Source organism: Clostridium nitrophenolicum (assembly GCF_055391695.1).
On sequence record NZ_AP042469.1, the window covers coordinates 3,321,435 to 3,336,761 of the forward strand.

Genomic DNA, 15,327 nt, shown 5'->3' on the forward strand with positions numbered 1-15,327 from the left:
TTGGAGAATCCTATGCAAATATTTTACACCGTTCGTTCAGGTGACACACTTAATAGTATCGCTAGACGTTTTAATATTCCACTCATTTCTCTTATAAATTCAAACAATCTTGCAGCACCCTATAGGATCTATATAGGACAGCAGTTATCAATGCCTCCTGGTGTAACTACTTATGTTGTAAAACCTGGTGAATCTATTTTCTTTATATCACAAATTTACGGTGTGCCTGCCCGCATAATCATAGAAGCAAATGGAATTGCTCCCCCATATACCATAGTACCTGGACAAATTCTGATTATTCCTCAAGGCGTACCCTACTATATTGTTAGACCAGGTGATACACTTTATAAAATTGCAGTAAAATATAATGTTATACTTAACGGACAACCAAGGCCTGATCTTATAATAAAAGCAAACCCCGGTCTTACCTCCTCTATAGTACCTGGTATGAGTATTGCAATTCCATATCCACCGCCTGGTGGTACAGGAAGATTAGCTGTAATATTAAATGACGATATTAAATCTTACTTAGGACTGTATGAACCAAATACCGGTGAATTAAGCACTATGCCTGTAGATGAAGCTGGTGAAACATCACGGATATTTTGGTCCCCAGATCAGACTCAGATTGCATATATAGGAAACTCTGGTATTATCTCCATTATTAACTTTATAACGATGAGAGTTTCGAAAATTGATCAGATCACTGTTCCAGGGTTTATTGATTGGGCTCCAGATAGCAGAGGGATCGTTTACTCTGATAATAAAATCATTAGAATCTATGACGTTTTAAACAATACATTCAAAACAATCAATCGAGCAGGAACCTCATACGTTCAGTGGTTCCCAAATGGCACTGAACTTTTATATGAGGCAAAGGATAAATCAAATATTAGTCAGCTCTACAGAAACAATTTAGACGGAACCAATGAAATTCAAATCACAAACAACGCTAATTGGCCTTTTAACAATGTAAGGCTATCTCCAAATGGTAAATTTGTTTTATATACTACACCTGGTGCTAGTATATCGGAAATTTATACATTGGAGCTTTCTACAGGGAACACATATAAAATTCCTGGTGGCCCAGAAGCAAAAAATTACTATCCAACTTGGTCTCCAGATTCAACTAAAATAGCTTATAGTTCAACCCAATTTATAAACGGCAAGTATTACTCATTAATTAGATTGTCTGGAGTAAGAGGTGAAGGTGACTCTACCGCAGCGATTTCTAGCTGTTACTCTACACCTGTAACCTGGTCCCCTGACAGTAGAAAGATCGCTTACTTATCGAGATGCAGAGATGAATACCGTCCTGTTGAAGTTTGGAGTATAGATATAATAAAGTTAGTTCCAATCAATCTATTGAGTGGTTTCATCTTTTATAGCCTTGATTGGTCGCCTACAAGATAGTGAAAAAAGCCTCAGTGGAATTGCCTGTTCTCCCTTAAGTATTCCGCCTAACTTATCAGACTTTTCACAAAGGATTACTTTATGCCCACGCTTTGCAGCTCCCAAGTAGTTATAAATATGTTCTTAGCCAAGCGTAACACCTATGTGAATTAAAGAACATTTTCTAAACATAAAGCATATTATAGTGTTGTAAGTCTGTGAAAGGATGTATAATATGTATCCATGTCCATATTTCTATAACACACCGATGTTTAACTTAGATAATATGTATAGAATGTATCCTTGTCCTTACTATTTTAGCGAGCCAATGGATAAACCAGATTTTTTTGAACAATTTAGCGATAACTCTGTTCCTTTTACTGATGAAATAGAGTATGCTTCCAGATGTGATTCTTCATATTCAGATAAGAGAGCTGATCCAGTTGAATTGAAGGATTATGGCTCAGAACCTTTTGTAGTTAACATTAATGAGGTTACTAAGCAGAACGATATCTTTCGTACAGCGCTCTGGACAGGAAAACATTTGCAGGTTACCTTAATGAGCATTAAGCCTGGAGAAAGCATAGGATTAGAAATCCATCCAAACGTTGATCAATTCTTACGTGTTGAGGAAGGTCAAGGAATTGTTAAAATGGGCAATAGAAAATATATGCTGAACTTTCAAAGGAAAGTCTCTGATGACTTTGCAATCATGATACCTGCTGGCACATGGCACAATGTAATTAATACAGGTAATAAACCACTTAAACTGTATTCTATTTATGCACCACCTCAGCATCCAAGTGGTACAGTTCATAAAACTAAAGCAGATGCAGAAGCTGCTGAAAAGGAACACAGTCGCTAATATTAAAAGGAACTAGAAAATGAAAATTCTCCAATTTCGGAGTTTACTCTAAGGCCGCCAGGTGGACCTCAAAGGTTCACCTGGTTAAAGAAGCTTTTGCAAATTCTCCTTTTCATATATACAACTTTAGAAAATATAGACAGTCTAGTTATTCAGCGCTTAAATCCACTGTTCCCGTAAAATCATAATCCTCAATTCTTATGCACTTCCCATTAGTTTGTATAAAAGTAGACATGCCTAAATTTGGTTCAGTTTTTCCGTAATTCTAATTTTGAAATCATGAGAAAAAATAAGTAATTGCATGCAATATAGAGATTATGTGTATCTGAAAGGTAAAATCAATCAAAAGAGATAAATACATGTATTTCATTAACTTGATATATAGTATAAAATACCTTATTATATATTCATAACAATAATTTAACGCATTACTTTTTATACATTGTGAGTTTTGCAAAAGTAAATAAATTAATAATTTAAATTAGGAGAGAGATATATGTGGACTAGAAAAGAATTAAAAGACAAAGCTAAAGCGGTTTTAAGAAAAACCTATTGGACCGCATTTTGGGTTAGTATAGTTATTGCCTTGGCAGGAGGTACTAACGGTTGGGGCGGCGGAGGTGGTTCACACTCTAGAAACTCAAGAGACTCTGTTTATTCAGATATCTATAATAATGTCTTTGCAAACTGGAAATTTACATCAATTGTATTAATTGTATTAATTGCACTTATAGTAATATTAATTCTTCGTATTTTTATTGGATATTGCTTAGAAGTAGGTGGAAGAAAATATTTTGTCCAGTCCGCTCAATATAGAGATAATAAAAAGTGCTTTAGTTTTGGATTTAATAAACAAAACTATATGGGGATAGTGAAGACAATGTTATTAACAAATGTTTTTATTTTCCTTTGGACTCTACTATTAATCATACCTGGTATAATTAAGTCCTATGCCTATAGAATGGTACCATATATTCTTGCAGACAATCCAAACATTGGAGCTCAAGAAGCCATTGCTCTAAGTAATGAGATGACTAGAGGACATAAATTTGATATGTTCGTATTAGACTTATCATTTATTGGTTGGTACCTATTAGGTGTATTAGCTCTAGTAGTAGGCGTATTATTTGTAATGCCTTATGAGAATGCTACAAACGCTGAACTATATTTAGTATTAAGAAAAGATGCTTTAGAAAATAACTTGTGCAGCTATGAAGATTTATTGTTAACACAGCAAACCTCAGATGATGATAATGGTATGTACTAATTCTAGAATTGTAGTGTACTTCTTAAAAATGATAGTTAAATCCCCATAACTACAAAACAAAATAAATGTTCTAAAAATAGGGATGTTTCAAAACTAAATAGTTAGTTGAGAAACACCCCTATTATATTGTTCTTTACAAGCTATGACTCCTAAAAAATAGATATATTTAAAACTCAAAGCAAATATAACTTAATGTTCCATAATCATAACTGCGATGTAATAATTTAGGATTTACCTTATTCTGTCCACTACCCATGTTAATAAATAGAGGAACTAAATGTTCATTTCTAGGTATAGCCAGTTTAGCATATGGAGCTAAATTTTCAAAAGCCATTAAAGAATCCAAGTCATTTTTCTCCACCTTATCGATAAGCCAATTATCGAATTCCTCAGCCCATGCCTTAGTTCCCTTTGCCTCCCAATCGATTGTTGCAAGATTGTGTACAGTTGCTCCGCTTCCAATTACCAATATATCTTCCTTGCCTAGCTCCTGAATTGATTGCCCTATTTTATACTGCTCTTCAAGTGAAAGCTTTGGATTAACAGAAACCTGAACCACAGGTATATTAGCTTCAGGATACATCAGATGTAACACCACCCATGCACCGTGATCTAATCCTCTACTCTCATCTTTTTTTGTTGTAATCCCGTGACTTTCAAGTTTTGTTTGGAGGCTTGAAGCAATTTCAATTGATCCTTTAGCTGGATATTTAAAAGAATAAAGTTCCTTTTGAAAACCTCCAAAATCATAAATCATTTCATAGGTATCATCTCTAAAGGATATAGCTAAAGTATCACTTTCCCAATGGGCAGTAAATATTACTATGCCTTTAGGTGTATATCGTCTACCTAATTCTTTTAGGAATTTTGTATAATCATTCTTTTCAAATACCAAGTTTGGTCCACCATGACAAATAAATATTGATGGTATCATTGTCTCACATCCTTTTATAATAAATTATTAAACAATAATCTATTTAATATTAGTATATAATTATTCTGATCAGTCAACTTCTAGTTATTTTCATCATTTATTGCCTAATTCATCTTTACTATATTCATTACTATTTTGCTAATAATTGAGCAACTAATGCTTTATTACTCTCTACACATTTACCACAACCAGTACCTACTTTAGTAACGGCTTGCACTTCTTCAAATGATTTAGCACCATTTTTTATAGCTTTCACTAAGTCTTGTACAGTAACTTTAAAACATCCACACACTATTGGATTTTCGTCAATTTTTTTGTTTAATAATAATTTATTAACTAACGCTTTATTACTTTCAACACAATTACCACAACCAGTACCCACTTTAGTAATAGCTTGAACTTCTTCAAAGGAATTGGCACCATTTTTTATAGCATTTTTCAAATCTTGTTCAGTGATATTAAAACATCCACATATTACTTTATTATTGCCTTCTTTATTTTCTTCCTTAGATTTTATAAACTTTGAAATTATTGATTTTAACATTTACTTATCTCCTCTTTTAATTTCTGCTTTTTAAATTACTTCATACAATTACTTAAAAATTTATATGCTAAATAGGCTTGTAGCTTATTGAATACTATTTAAACTTTGAAGTAAGTCTTCTAAATTAATTCCGTGAACTGCAGCTGCTTGTTCTATGCTCTCGTTTTGAGATGCAGGACATCCAATACATCCCATGCCAAAACTCATTAATATTTCTACTGCCTTAGGTCCCATTTTCACGATATCTTTTATTAATGTTTTTCCGTTAACTATCATTGTTCATACACTCCTCTATAAAATATAATTTTTATTCATATCAAACTAATTTTCCTAATGTCCAATTAGTTTTACAAATTTTTTTATCATAATGCCCTCCAAGTAATAAGTTATCCTATTCTCATATATTCTTGCCTTATTAACTCTGCAAACTCTGGTCTTTGTTCATTTACGTTCATCAAGTACAGAATTATATTTCCTGGATATGATATTTTTTCTTTTAGTTGTGTATATTCTAAAGTCCTTCTTGTCAGAGCTATTACACAATTTTCATTATGGTTTTCATTACACTCCTTACATAGCCTACATATATTAGCAACTCCTTTGGCAATTACTTTTTCATCATAATATTTAAAATCATCTTTTGGAATTAAACTTTCTCCATCAGCTATAGAATAAGTAGAATTATCTTTGATATTTTTGACAACATAATTAGCGAATCCGATGTTACACTTTCTATAATTACATTTTTCTGATCCTTTATGATGACATTCATTACAAATTTCCTTAAAGTTGTTTTCTAAATTATTTAAATAATCCATCCCACTCTTCCATTTGTGTTATTAATTAACTTATTGATATTTAGTAGGCATAGCCATAATATAAGGTGCATGTACTTGTGAACATTGTAGGTTCTTTAGAATTTATTCCATCAACTTATAAATAATCACTTTATTCTTTTAATTCACTTTGTTGATTAATTTTACTTCTATTAATTATTTAACCAACTTACATTTAGTAAGTAACTTTAAATTAATTATTGCACATTCACTTCAATTAGTCAAGAGTTTTTTCTAGATTGCGTCAAAGCCAATGCAATCAAAAAATATAAATCTTCTTTCCTACTGGTTAGTAAATAATTATTCCAGTATTCTTTTAGTACTATTGCTGTTAAAGTCCAACAAAAAAACAGCCCTGTTAGGCTGTTGGATCTTACTCTTTAATTAAGTTTTACATAATACTTTTATGGAGTTCATTAATTGCCCATTCTACAGCCTCTCTACTACTGCCAAATTCCTCATTTGTACTGCTTACATAGGAATACCCCTCTTTGTCATCCACAGTTTGAATAAACAACTCTTTTGCTCCATTGTAGATACTTAGCTCACCATCTTCTTCAAGGACCTCTACTAATTCCTCAGGTTTTATCAGGCTTCCTTCCATGTAGTAACCCACCTTTCTATTCTATTTATAAAATTATGATTCAACAAATTATATTATTTTATAACTTATTTTCAAAAATATCTTTCAGAAATAGTATATATTGTAGCTATACTTTTTGGGGTGTCGCCAACATTTCCGATAAAACCCACGCTATTGAATATAGATATAAAAAATCAATCCTATAATTGATAGACAAAAAAAGTTTAATAAAATAAACTTCAATAGATATTCTTTCTTTTTATAAGGATATTCAAGGATCAACATCTTGTAAGAAATAATACTTGCCAGTGAAGCAATAGGAGTCCCCAGCCCACCAATAGTTACTCCATAAAATAATGCATGCCAATTGAATGCAAAAGGAGCAAGCAAAATACTGCTTGGTACATTACTTATAATTTGACTTAATAGCAATGCAGACAGATAAATACTTGCTGGTGTATGAGTTAAAAATGTTAGAAAATTACGTATTATAACAATGTTAGATATATTGCCTACTGAAATAAAAAAACAAACAAAAGTAATTAGCAATCCGTAGTCGAGTTTTTTAAATAGACTTTTATCTAAAGCAAGTGTCACCAATATTAAAATAGGCAAGGTTATAAAGTAAGGTATAGTACCAAGAATATTAAGTATCAGTAAAACAAATAATACTGAAAACACGATTATTTTCTTTTTTTTAAGTATTGAGATATCATTCATAATAAAGGAAATTTGTTTAGGATTAATAAAGAAGGTTATGCAAATTAGTAAAAACAAACTTACAATACAAATTGGTAATGAATAAGAAAAAAAGTTTTCAACATTTAATTTATAATGAGAAAAAATGTATAAATTTTGAGGATTCCCAATTGGTGTTGCACAGCTTCCAAGATTTGCAGAAATTGTTATAAGAATAGTGGGTAAAATAATATTATAACTACACTTCCTGGAAATATTAATTAAGATTGGAATAATTGCCATTAGTGCTACATCATTTGTTAAAAACATGGCTGATACAAAAGCAAACAAGCACAAAACTTGAAGTAAAATTCTTTCGTTTTTACACTGCTTCAAAATCAATAACGATATGTGGTTAATCAAGGAATATTCTTCAAAAGCTTTCACAATAATCATCAATTCAAACAAGCAAATAATCACTCTCAAATCCAAATATCTCCAATTTGGATTGTTAAAAAATGAAGTTATAATAGCAGCAGATAAGGAAATGGATAAAAAACAATCATTTTTTAAGGATGTTTTTATTTTTGCTAATATTTCAATCAAAAATTCGCAATTTTTATTTAATAAAAATATTTTAAATCCATTCAAAGCATTTACCACAGTTTTCATAATAGGGTCACCTTCTCTAATATTTAGTATAAAATAAGATCTATATTTTGTAGTACCAATTAAAATAAGCAAAAATATTCATTTGAATCACCGGAAGAATTTATTTGTGGTGGTGTAATGGAGGCTTTGGATGATGCCCATCTCTTTCATGAGGTGGAATGTGTTCTCTCAGATGAGGCGGTAATGGTTCGCTTAAATCATAATCTTCAAGAATCGCCTGTGCTTCAAAATGAGTACAAAGCTTTTTGATTGTATTATAAAATGAGTATTTTTCTTCACTGGATAGGCTTTCAAATACTTGTTCTGAAAAATCATTCTGATTTTCAAATTCTTTTAAAAACTCTAAACCATCAGGAGTTAAAAATACACGCATTTTACGTTTATCTACTTCATCTTTTGTCCTTCTAATAAGATTGGAACGTTCCAATTTATCTAGCAGCTCTGACAATGTTGCTGCTCTGACATCCAATATTTCAGTAAGCTCTTTTTGGTTTAATCCATCGTTTTGAGCTATAATATTTAAAAGTCGAACCTGACCACGATAAGGTGTGTAATGGGCTCGTGTTCTATATAAACTTCTTTGGTACATATTTATAAATTTGTTTAGTGCAATTAATAATTCATCAGATGAAATAATTATTTTTTCATCCTTTTCATCAATAGTATTGTTGTCCATTTGAATCCTCCTTAAAATATAACAAGGTACCTAACTATATTTATAATATAAACTGATTTTATGAGCAAGTCAAGTAATATTTTAAGGTACCTAATTAATTTTATTGTTATTCTATCTCTAACATGAATCAAATAGTCTATAAATTTTGTACCAATTGCTTAAATATAAACTCGATAACATTTTAATATTGTTCATTTAATTCAAAAGCTTTATAAAATGATGCTTAGAATTAAGCTTCTTGATTTACTTTGATATATCAGATCTTAAGTTATATTGTATTGGAAAGGCTAGTGATTATCATAAAATAGAAATATGTTTCTATAGTAGCTTCTATTTGACATTGATATTTATATATAATAAAAAAGCTGAAGAATATCTAACATCTATTCTTCAGCTTTTGATTTAATCTGTTGTAAATGGTAATAATGCTATGTTTCTTGCTCTCTTTATAGCATCTGTAAGTGATCTTTGATGCTTAGCGCAAGTACCGGAAATTCTTCTTGGAAGAATCTTTCCTTTTTCAGTAACATATTTTCTTAACTTATTTATATCTTTGTAATCTATGAATTCAGCTTTATCCATACAAAAAGAACAAACTTTTCTTTTTGCTCTTCTCATCTTACCTGAATATCTTCTTCCGCCTTCTCTTTCTGCCATGCTTCTCCCTCCTTACCTTTTGAAATAGAATATCTCCATCATCTACTGGAGTTATATCTTTTCGTATGTTTCTTGATTAAAACTTTCAGTTTTTTTCAAATGCTTCAGACATATCATCGTTAACTTTATTTTTCATTGTTAACTATTATGTGTCTTATAACACTGTCATTAATTCTGAATACTCTATCTAACTCTTTTGGCAATTCAGGATCAGCGCTGAAGTTTATTAGAGTGTAGTGACCTTCACCAATTTTGTTTATTTCGTAAGCAAGCTTTCTCTTACCCCACGCATCAACGTTATCTACTACTCCTCCACCATTTTCTATTACGCCCTTAAATTTTTCAACGTTAGCTTTAACAGCTTCTTCGTCTAATGATGGATGTAATATAAATATAGTTTCATACTTTCTCATTAAATTTCACCTCCTCCCCCTGGACTAACGGCTGTGTTTTTCACAGCAGGGACTCCAAGTTTATATTCTATCACTAATTTGATTATAAAACAACATATTTTTTCTAAAATATGTTGTTCTACTGTTTTTCTACATCTTTTTCAAGTTTTATTTATGGTGCTTAAGACCGCTGCTCATATTACAATGGATAAGTTTCAAGCCTTTGACTTTTTTTGAAGTTAACTTTTTGGCCTGTAGTGTATATCCTTACTTTTTCAGCACCTGAAATAACTCTAAAGGCACGCTGGTGATCTTTAATCATAAATCCTGATAGCGCTTCAACTCCATAATCAAATAGCACAGGCGCTAGCGGAGTTGCAGGTCCTACCATGGTAACTCGTTTAGCGTTTTTTGACAATTCAAGAATTCTAGGCAAAGTTTTATCCATAATAGATGCACAAGTTATATAAGCATAATCACACTCAGGCAACAAATATTCGACAGCGGATATAGGATAATCCCCCTCCTCTGGTTCCCATTCAATGATAGAGAGATCGCATATTGGCTCAAACAGATTTTCTAAATGTGGAAAATGTCCAACCACAACAACTTTTTTATTTTTCACTTCATTTTGAGACATAATAAAAGGGTCAAATAATCTATCCTCAACCCGATTTGAATCTGAAAATTCCACCCCATTTTTTCTTGCTACCTCAGGATTGTTATAATAAGCATTTATTGCAGCAACTCCAATAGAAGCTTCAACAAAGTTCCATGATTTTGCACAGGCTGCTACCTCACGCAGTGGTGCTCCAATCAAATTTTTTGTAAACATAGGCATTCTAGTTTCATAAGAACGAAAACTAGCAATTCCTGATCCCTTCCCACTTCTAACATAGGAAGTTACACTTCCAGTTATAAGCTCATCTACTATAAAATCCTCTGGAATTCCATTTATCAAATCATCATATATTTTCCACATAACATACTCTCCTTTTCACTATTTAAGTAAATCTTCTGTTATAATTTCACCTTCCCGCAGCCTGCTGCGAATCATCATCAATGTATTATCAAGCTTTTCAATATCTGCAAGGCTTTGTTTTTCAGCATCAGAAATTTTTATAATTTTATATATACCACCATTCTTAATAACAATACGTTTATCAGCACTAATAGCTAGCAGTGGATCATGAGTGGAAACAAAAATAATCTTTTCCTTTTTCGCCAAAAGCTCTATGGCCTGACGCCTGTCAATTCCGGCATTCTCAATTTCGTCAATTAATACAATAGGTGATTTACTTATATAAGCAGTGTCTGCGATCATTAAAGCTCTTGATTGTCCACCACTTAGCTGTGTCACTTTTGTATTTTTAAGAAATTTTTCACCAGCCAGATTATTTGCACACTTAAAACACTTCTCAACCACCTCATCAATGTTAGATGTCAATCTACTTTTTGCATGCATCTCTAAAAATTCACGGACAGTCAAATCCATGACAAAATTCATATTTTGTGAAAGTTGTGCCACCAGTTTGCCTTCCATATCAAAGCGCTGAAGTTCATCAACGATCGCTCCATTTACCAGTACTTGCCTGCCTGTTGGAGTATCTCCTTGAGCAAGACACTCAATATCACTTAGAAGTCTGCTTTTACCAGACCCAGTTGGCCCTACAATGCTTATAACTTCTCCGGAACAAATAGTAAGTTTGATGTTTTCAGCTTCCTTTGACTTATTAAAGCCTCCTATAATCGTTATAGATGAAACATTGGTAGACAAAGCTTCTGTCTGTGTAAAAGTTTGAAGAAACTCATAAAAGTTCATCAAAATACTATGTCTGTCCAAGCCAAATTCATTTAAAATTTCTTCGTCTGCTTCTTCAAGTGCCTGAAATAGTGGACGTTTCTTTGTAATGGCATCCAAACGGAAATTGGCAAGAAAATCTGCCGCAATAGGATATGTCTCTATTACTTCTTCAAGATTTTTTTGGTTTATGTAATTCATTAATTCTTCCATTGTCATATCTTTTTAAACTCCATTTTTTTCATCATTCCCATTTGATAGGATTCTCCTATTTTCGTTTCCCCTGTGCAATATGAACATATTGCTGCAGGCATTGTAAACTTAAGTTTCATATCTTTAAGGGTATCAATATCTCTAGTTTGCTTCAAATATTTTGACAACAAAAATGTACCCTGCCCCGTAATACCGTTAACAAATACAATCTTTGCAGATGAGTTAGTCTGTTTTATATTAAAAGCAAATACCTCACGTTCCGCTTGAGAAACAATATCCCCCTTTGTTACTACTATGATATCAGCAAATCTCACCATAGGACCTATCTTTCGTGGAGTGTTTATGCCTGACAAATTGTCTATTACACACACTGAAAGTATACCTTTAATGTAAGGTGAACAGCGATTACATAGACCAGCACTCTCTGTTATCAGCATATCAAAGCCAGATTGTACTCCCCACTGCACAGCATCTTCAATATTACTAACAAAATAATGGTCGGGACATATCTTTCCAGAAAACCCAGTCTCTACAGGGATGTCTGCTTCAATATATCGTAGATTATCAAAGGAAGTAAGGCAATCGAATTTTACAACTCCAACACTTCCCTTTGGCATGTCCATACATTCAATCAGCTTTAAAATAACAGAGGTTTTTCCTGAAGATGGGGGTCCAGCAACAGTTATAAGTTTCATTTTAATCCTCCTCATATAAGTAATAAGAATAACAAATTATGATACCACATAATTTTGTTATTCTTGTTATTTTAGCTATTATTTTTTGAGCAAAGAATTTCCTACAAAAGCTTTATACTGATCTTCTGTCAGCTTGCAGTGATAAAATAATTCATAATATTTTGCTGCTTCCTTATAAACATCATACTTAGCTTTTTCTGGATATAATAACTGCGTAATCCAGATCATTCCCATATAACGATTTACTGATGGCGGATTACCCATCCAATTATATGGACCATTTGGCACTTCATAGTATTTTCCATTTTTAATTGCATTAAGCTTCTGCCATGCTGGATTATCTGCCACAGTGCTATAAATACTTCCTGGAGCAAAGAGAATTACATCAGGATTCCATAAAGCAATCTGCTCCATATCCACTGGATCTCCACTTCCCTTGCTGGAGAATTTTTTAAGAACAGCAACATTGTTACCAACCTTATCTAAAATCTCAGCATGGAAAGAACCTTTTGCAAGCACACTAAGACCATCATTACCAGAGCAGTATAGAACTTTAACCTTGCCATTCTCACCTACAGCATTCATAATATCCTGGGTTTTTTTATAGGTTTGTTCGCAATACTGTGCTAGAGCTTCTCCTTGTGCTTCTCTGCCCAGTAGTTTACCAAGTTTTCTATAAGCCTCAGGCATAGTAGCTGTGGTTGCATCAATATGTATCGTTGGAATATTAACCTTGCTTGAAATACTATTCATATCTTCCACAATGGTAGATTTAGCTTCTCCAACATCAATAACAACCTGCGGACTTAGTTTGGCGATTTCTTCAATATTTAAGTTTTTACCACCATAAAACTGCCCAATTACAGGAAGATTGTAATATTTTGAATCCAGATACTTTTTAGATTCTGCGGACCATTTGTCTGATACTCCTACAAGCATATCGGGAGCCAAAGCAAAAAGTACAATTTGAGCAAGGGAACCAGATGCTGCAATCTTGGTAATCTTTGCTGGAAGTTTTACCTGGCGTCCTGCAGAGTCTGTAAAAGTAACACTTTCACTCTTATTTGTTGACGTAGTGCTTTTGCTGCAACCAGCTAGCGTAGATATCATAAGACAAAGTGCAAGCAGAACTGCGAAGAGTTTTTTCTTTCTCATTTTAATTCCCCCTAAATAACTAAAGTATAATTAAGACCATATTAAGAATAGTCATAGCCTTCAAGAAATAACGCATTTTGGTATACAAACCTTTACCTTACCTCCGTATAAAGTCTGCATTTCAACGTCTATACCATATAGTGTTTGAATCAATGGTTCTGTGAAAATATCAGTAGGTGCGCCACTTGCCAGTATCTTTCCATTTTTAAGTGCTAGTACAGCATCTGAAAACTGAAAAGCTTGCTCCGGATTGTGTGTTGATTGAATAATAGTATACCCATCTCTAGTTAGAGATTTTATCTCACTCATAACACGAACCTGATTACCAAAATCCAAATTTGCTGTAGGTTCATCCATAATTAGAACTTTAGCCTCCTGTACCAATGCACGAGCAATCAAAACAAGCTGCCTTTCACCACCACTTATATGGGTGTAGCCCCTGTTTTTCAGATGCTCAATTCCCATTCTCTCTAAAGCTGCCAAAGCAAGCTTAATCTGTTTTTTTCCCGGACTTGCAATGCTAGAGACCTGAGTGGTGGTACCCATAAGCACCATATCAAAAACACTAAAATTAAAGGATGGATAATGAGATTGAGGAATATAAGCAACTAGCTTAGCCATTTCCTTTGCACTAAGGCCTTTAATATCAATGCCATTAAAAAGAACTTTTCCTTTGTAGCCATTTAATAAGCCAAGTATACAATGAAACATTGTACTTTTTCCTGCTCCATTTGATCCTATAATGGATAACAACTGATTATCATAAGCTGTAAAACTAATATCATCAAAGATCAGATGATCTCCATAGCTAAAAGAAAGCTTGGATACTTCAATACTCAATATGTTTCCTCCTTTCTTGTAATGAGGTAGATGAAAAAAGGTGCTCCAATAAATGCAGTAAGGATGCCCAGCGGAATTTCTACAGCTAGCAAGTTCCTTGAAACATCATCTACTAACAGAAGAAAAATCGCCCCTAATAACATAGAAGCAGGCATCAGATGTTTATAATTGTTTCCTACAACTTTTCGTGCCAGATGAGGTATAACCAAACCTACCCATCCAATCATGCCGCTGACTGATACGCTGGCTGCTGTTATCATAGTGGCAAAAATAATAACAATCAAGCGAATTCGTCTTGCATTTACACCCATAGTTCTTGCCTCATCATCGCCCATGGTGAGAACATTTAGCTGCCATTTTAAAAGAATCAGAACAATGAGACCTACTGCCATAGGAATAATTACAAATTTAATCTGACTCATTTTAGCTCCCGCAAGACTACCTATTAACCAATATGTGATAAGAGGAAGCTGATCATTGATGTCTGCAACCAATTTGATATAGGAGGTTCCTGCTGAAAAAAGTGAGCCAACCATAATCCCTGATAAGATTAATCCCAATATATTTTTACCTTTAGCCCTCTTGCCGATGAAGTAAATCAGAGCAACAGAAAGCAGCCCGAAACAAAAGGCACTGATTGTAATCATCTGGCTGTTTCCATAACATAAGATAGCTAATGCTGCACCAAAGGCAGCACCGGCTGAAGCTCCTAATACATCCGGTGCCGCCATCGGATTTTGAAAAATTCCCTGATAGGATGCTCCTGCAGCAGAAAGACAACACCCTACCAGACAAGCCAAAATAATGCGTGGCAGACGGACATTTAAGAGAATAGCTTCAGTTTGATCCGTCCAAAAATGATTAATAGGATAGAATTTGGAGACCAGAATAGCAAGAAGATCTTTTGTTGAGATAGGATATCGTCCTAGTTGGAAAGAAGTTATAATGACTACTATAAGAATAATTAAAAGGCCGAAAACCTTAAACGCATAGGCATTTGATGACTTTATTTTCAACATGCTTCCTTTTCCTCTTTCTTTCTAATTGATGCATTTACAGCTAAATACTCTAAAATGCAACTATAGTTCTATATTGTGGTTTCAATAAAAATTCTATAATAATATCAC

At 33.1% G+C, this 15,327-nt stretch carries 18 protein-coding genes; 3 read left to right on the forward strand and 15 right to left on the reverse strand.

Going from position 1 to position 15,327, the window contains the following annotated elements; translation table 11 throughout:
* Nucleotides 1-12: 12 nt before the first annotated feature.
* From ACZ5N4_RS15885 to ACZ5N4_RS15895, 3 genes are all read left to right on the forward strand, one after another.
* Nucleotides 13-1,413 (forward strand): LysM peptidoglycan-binding domain-containing protein, encoded by a 1,401-nt coding sequence (locus tag ACZ5N4_RS15885; protein ID WP_464203478.1) that lies wholly within the window; start codon nucleotides 13-15, stop codon nucleotides 1,411-1,413.
* A 205-nt stretch (nucleotides 1,414-1,618) separates the two neighbouring features.
* Entirely contained in the window at nucleotides 1,619-2,257 is a 639-nt protein-coding gene (locus ACZ5N4_RS15890; RefSeq protein ID WP_464203479.1) for a cupin domain-containing protein, read from the forward strand.
* 496 nt (nucleotides 2,258-2,753) lie between these two features.
* Nucleotides 2,754-3,524: a DUF975 family protein gene (locus ACZ5N4_RS15895; RefSeq protein ID WP_464203480.1), complete on the forward strand. Its 771-nt coding sequence runs from the start codon at nucleotides 2,754-2,756 to the stop codon at nucleotides 3,522-3,524.
* A gap of 166 nt (nucleotides 3,525-3,690) precedes the next feature.
* Here ACZ5N4_RS15895 and ACZ5N4_RS15900 read toward each other — a convergent pair whose 3' ends face one another.
* The 15 genes from ACZ5N4_RS15900 to ACZ5N4_RS15970 all read right to left on the reverse strand — a co-directional run bounded on the left by ACZ5N4_RS15900 (nucleotide 3,691) and on the right by ACZ5N4_RS15970 (nucleotide 15,219).
* Nucleotides 3,691-4,458, reverse strand: a complete 768-nt coding sequence (locus ACZ5N4_RS15900) for a DODA-type extradiol aromatic ring-opening family dioxygenase (RefSeq protein WP_464203481.1) — start codon at nucleotides 4,456-4,458, stop codon at nucleotides 3,691-3,693.
* A gap of 130 nt (nucleotides 4,459-4,588) precedes the next feature.
* Nucleotides 4,589-5,002 carry a (2Fe-2S)-binding protein gene (locus ACZ5N4_RS15905; RefSeq protein WP_464203482.1) on the reverse strand — a complete coding sequence of 138 codons (414 nt, stop codon included), beginning with the start codon at nucleotides 5,000-5,002 and terminating at the stop codon, nucleotides 4,589-4,591.
* An 84-nt stretch (nucleotides 5,003-5,086) separates the two neighbouring features.
* Nucleotides 5,087-5,278, reverse strand: coding sequence for a DUF1858 domain-containing protein (locus ACZ5N4_RS15910; protein ID WP_178910589.1), 192 nt, complete (start codon nucleotides 5,276-5,278; stop codon nucleotides 5,087-5,089).
* Nucleotides 5,279-5,388: 110 nt separating this feature from the next.
* A complete protein-coding gene (locus ACZ5N4_RS15915) occupies nucleotides 5,389-5,820 on the reverse strand; it encodes a hypothetical protein (protein WP_464203483.1) in 432 nt (143 codons plus the stop codon).
* Between the two features lie 409 nt (nucleotides 5,821-6,229).
* Nucleotides 6,230-6,442, reverse strand: a complete 213-nt coding sequence (locus tag ACZ5N4_RS15920) for a hypothetical protein (protein WP_178910587.1) — start codon at nucleotides 6,440-6,442, stop codon at nucleotides 6,230-6,232.
* A gap of 150 nt (nucleotides 6,443-6,592) precedes the next feature.
* Nucleotides 6,593-7,750 (reverse strand): SLC13 family permease, encoded by a 1,158-nt coding sequence (locus tag ACZ5N4_RS15925; RefSeq protein ID WP_464203484.1) that lies wholly within the window; start codon nucleotides 7,748-7,750, stop codon nucleotides 6,593-6,595.
* A 121-nt stretch (nucleotides 7,751-7,871) separates the two neighbouring features.
* The gene (locus ACZ5N4_RS15930; protein WP_464203485.1) at nucleotides 7,872-8,447 is read right to left on the reverse strand and encodes a MarR family winged helix-turn-helix transcriptional regulator; all 576 of its coding nucleotides are present in this window, start codon (nucleotides 8,445-8,447) and stop codon (nucleotides 7,872-7,874) included.
* A gap of 402 nt (nucleotides 8,448-8,849) precedes the next feature.
* Nucleotides 8,850-9,104, reverse strand: a complete 255-nt coding sequence (gene rpsR, locus ACZ5N4_RS15935; RefSeq protein WP_178910584.1) for a 30S ribosomal protein S18 — start codon at nucleotides 9,102-9,104, stop codon at nucleotides 8,850-8,852.
* A 125-nt stretch (nucleotides 9,105-9,229) separates the two neighbouring features.
* Entirely contained in the window at nucleotides 9,230-9,517 is a 288-nt protein-coding gene (gene rpsF / locus ACZ5N4_RS15940; RefSeq protein ID WP_178910583.1) for a 30S ribosomal protein S6, read from the reverse strand.
* Between the two features lie 178 nt (nucleotides 9,518-9,695).
* Nucleotides 9,696-10,478 carry a Rossmann-like domain-containing protein gene (locus ACZ5N4_RS15945; protein ID WP_464203486.1) on the reverse strand — a complete coding sequence of 261 codons (783 nt, stop codon included), beginning with the start codon at nucleotides 10,476-10,478 and terminating at the stop codon, nucleotides 9,696-9,698.
* A gap of 18 nt (nucleotides 10,479-10,496) precedes the next feature.
* Entirely contained in the window at nucleotides 10,497-11,516 is a 1,020-nt protein-coding gene (locus ACZ5N4_RS15950) for an ATP-binding cassette domain-containing protein (RefSeq protein WP_464203487.1), read from the reverse strand.
* Nucleotides 11,513-12,205, reverse strand: a complete 693-nt coding sequence (locus ACZ5N4_RS15955; RefSeq protein WP_464203488.1) for a GTP-binding protein — start codon at nucleotides 12,203-12,205, stop codon at nucleotides 11,513-11,515. The genes ACZ5N4_RS15950 and ACZ5N4_RS15955 overlap by 4 nt, the downstream gene beginning before the upstream one ends.
* 78 nt (nucleotides 12,206-12,283) lie before the next feature.
* On the reverse strand, nucleotides 12,284-13,360 hold the full coding sequence (locus ACZ5N4_RS15960; RefSeq protein WP_464203489.1) for an ABC transporter substrate-binding protein: 1,077 nt from the start codon (nucleotides 13,358-13,360) through the stop codon (nucleotides 12,284-12,286).
* Nucleotides 13,361-13,420: 60 nt separating this feature from the next.
* Complete coding sequence (locus ACZ5N4_RS15965) at nucleotides 13,421-14,200, reverse strand: ABC transporter ATP-binding protein (protein ID WP_464203490.1); 780 nt, start codon at nucleotides 14,198-14,200, stop codon at nucleotides 13,421-13,423.
* Nucleotides 14,197-15,219, reverse strand: coding sequence for a FecCD family ABC transporter permease (locus ACZ5N4_RS15970; protein WP_464203491.1), 1,023 nt, complete (start codon nucleotides 15,217-15,219; stop codon nucleotides 14,197-14,199). The genes ACZ5N4_RS15965 and ACZ5N4_RS15970 overlap by 4 nt, the downstream gene beginning before the upstream one ends.
* Nucleotides 15,220-15,327: the final 108 nt, after the last annotated feature.

Coding starts and splice junctions, on each gene's coding strand:
- ACZ5N4_RS15885 (WP_464203478.1), top strand. CDS start 13: ATGCAAATATTTTACACCGTTCGTTCAGGTGACACACTTAATAGTATC.
- ACZ5N4_RS15890 (WP_464203479.1), top strand. CDS start 1,619: ATGTATAATATGTATCCATGTCCATATTTCTATAACACACCGATGTTT.
- ACZ5N4_RS15895 (WP_464203480.1), top strand. CDS start 2,754: ATGTGGACTAGAAAAGAATTAAAAGACAAAGCTAAAGCGGTTTTAAGA.
- ACZ5N4_RS15900 (WP_464203481.1), bottom strand. CDS start 4,458: ATGATACCATCAATATTTATTTGTCATGGTGGACCAAACTTGGTATTT.
- ACZ5N4_RS15905 (WP_464203482.1), bottom strand. CDS start 5,002: ATGTTAAAATCAATAATTTCAAAGTTTATAAAATCTAAGGAAGAAAAT.
- ACZ5N4_RS15910 (WP_178910589.1), bottom strand. CDS start 5,278: ATGATAGTTAACGGAAAAACATTAATAAAAGATATCGTGAAAATGGGA.
- ACZ5N4_RS15915 (WP_464203483.1), bottom strand. CDS start 5,820: ATGGATTATTTAAATAATTTAGAAAACAACTTTAAGGAAATTTGTAAT.
- ACZ5N4_RS15920 (WP_178910587.1), bottom strand. CDS start 6,442: ATGGAAGGAAGCCTGATAAAACCTGAGGAATTAGTAGAGGTCCTTGAA.
- ACZ5N4_RS15930 (WP_464203485.1), bottom strand. CDS start 8,447: ATGGACAACAATACTATTGATGAAAAGGATGAAAAAATAATTATTTCA.
- rpsR (WP_178910584.1), bottom strand. CDS start 9,104: ATGGCAGAAAGAGAAGGCGGAAGAAGATATTCAGGTAAGATGAGAAGA.
- rpsF (WP_178910583.1), bottom strand. CDS start 9,517: ATGAGAAAGTATGAAACTATATTTATATTACATCCATCATTAGACGAA.
- ACZ5N4_RS15945 (WP_464203486.1), bottom strand. CDS start 10,478: ATGTGGAAAATATATGATGATTTGATAAATGGAATTCCAGAGGATTTT.
- ACZ5N4_RS15950 (WP_464203487.1), bottom strand. CDS start 11,516: ATGACAATGGAAGAATTAATGAATTACATAAACCAAAAAAATCTTGAA.
- ACZ5N4_RS15955 (WP_464203488.1), bottom strand. CDS start 12,205: ATGAAACTTATAACTGTTGCTGGACCCCCATCTTCAGGAAAAACCTCT.
- ACZ5N4_RS15960 (WP_464203489.1), bottom strand. CDS start 13,360: ATGAGAAAGAAAAAACTCTTCGCAGTTCTGCTTGCACTTTGTCTTATG.
- ACZ5N4_RS15970 (WP_464203491.1), bottom strand. CDS start 15,219: ATGTTGAAAATAAAGTCATCAAATGCCTATGCGTTTAAGGTTTTCGGC.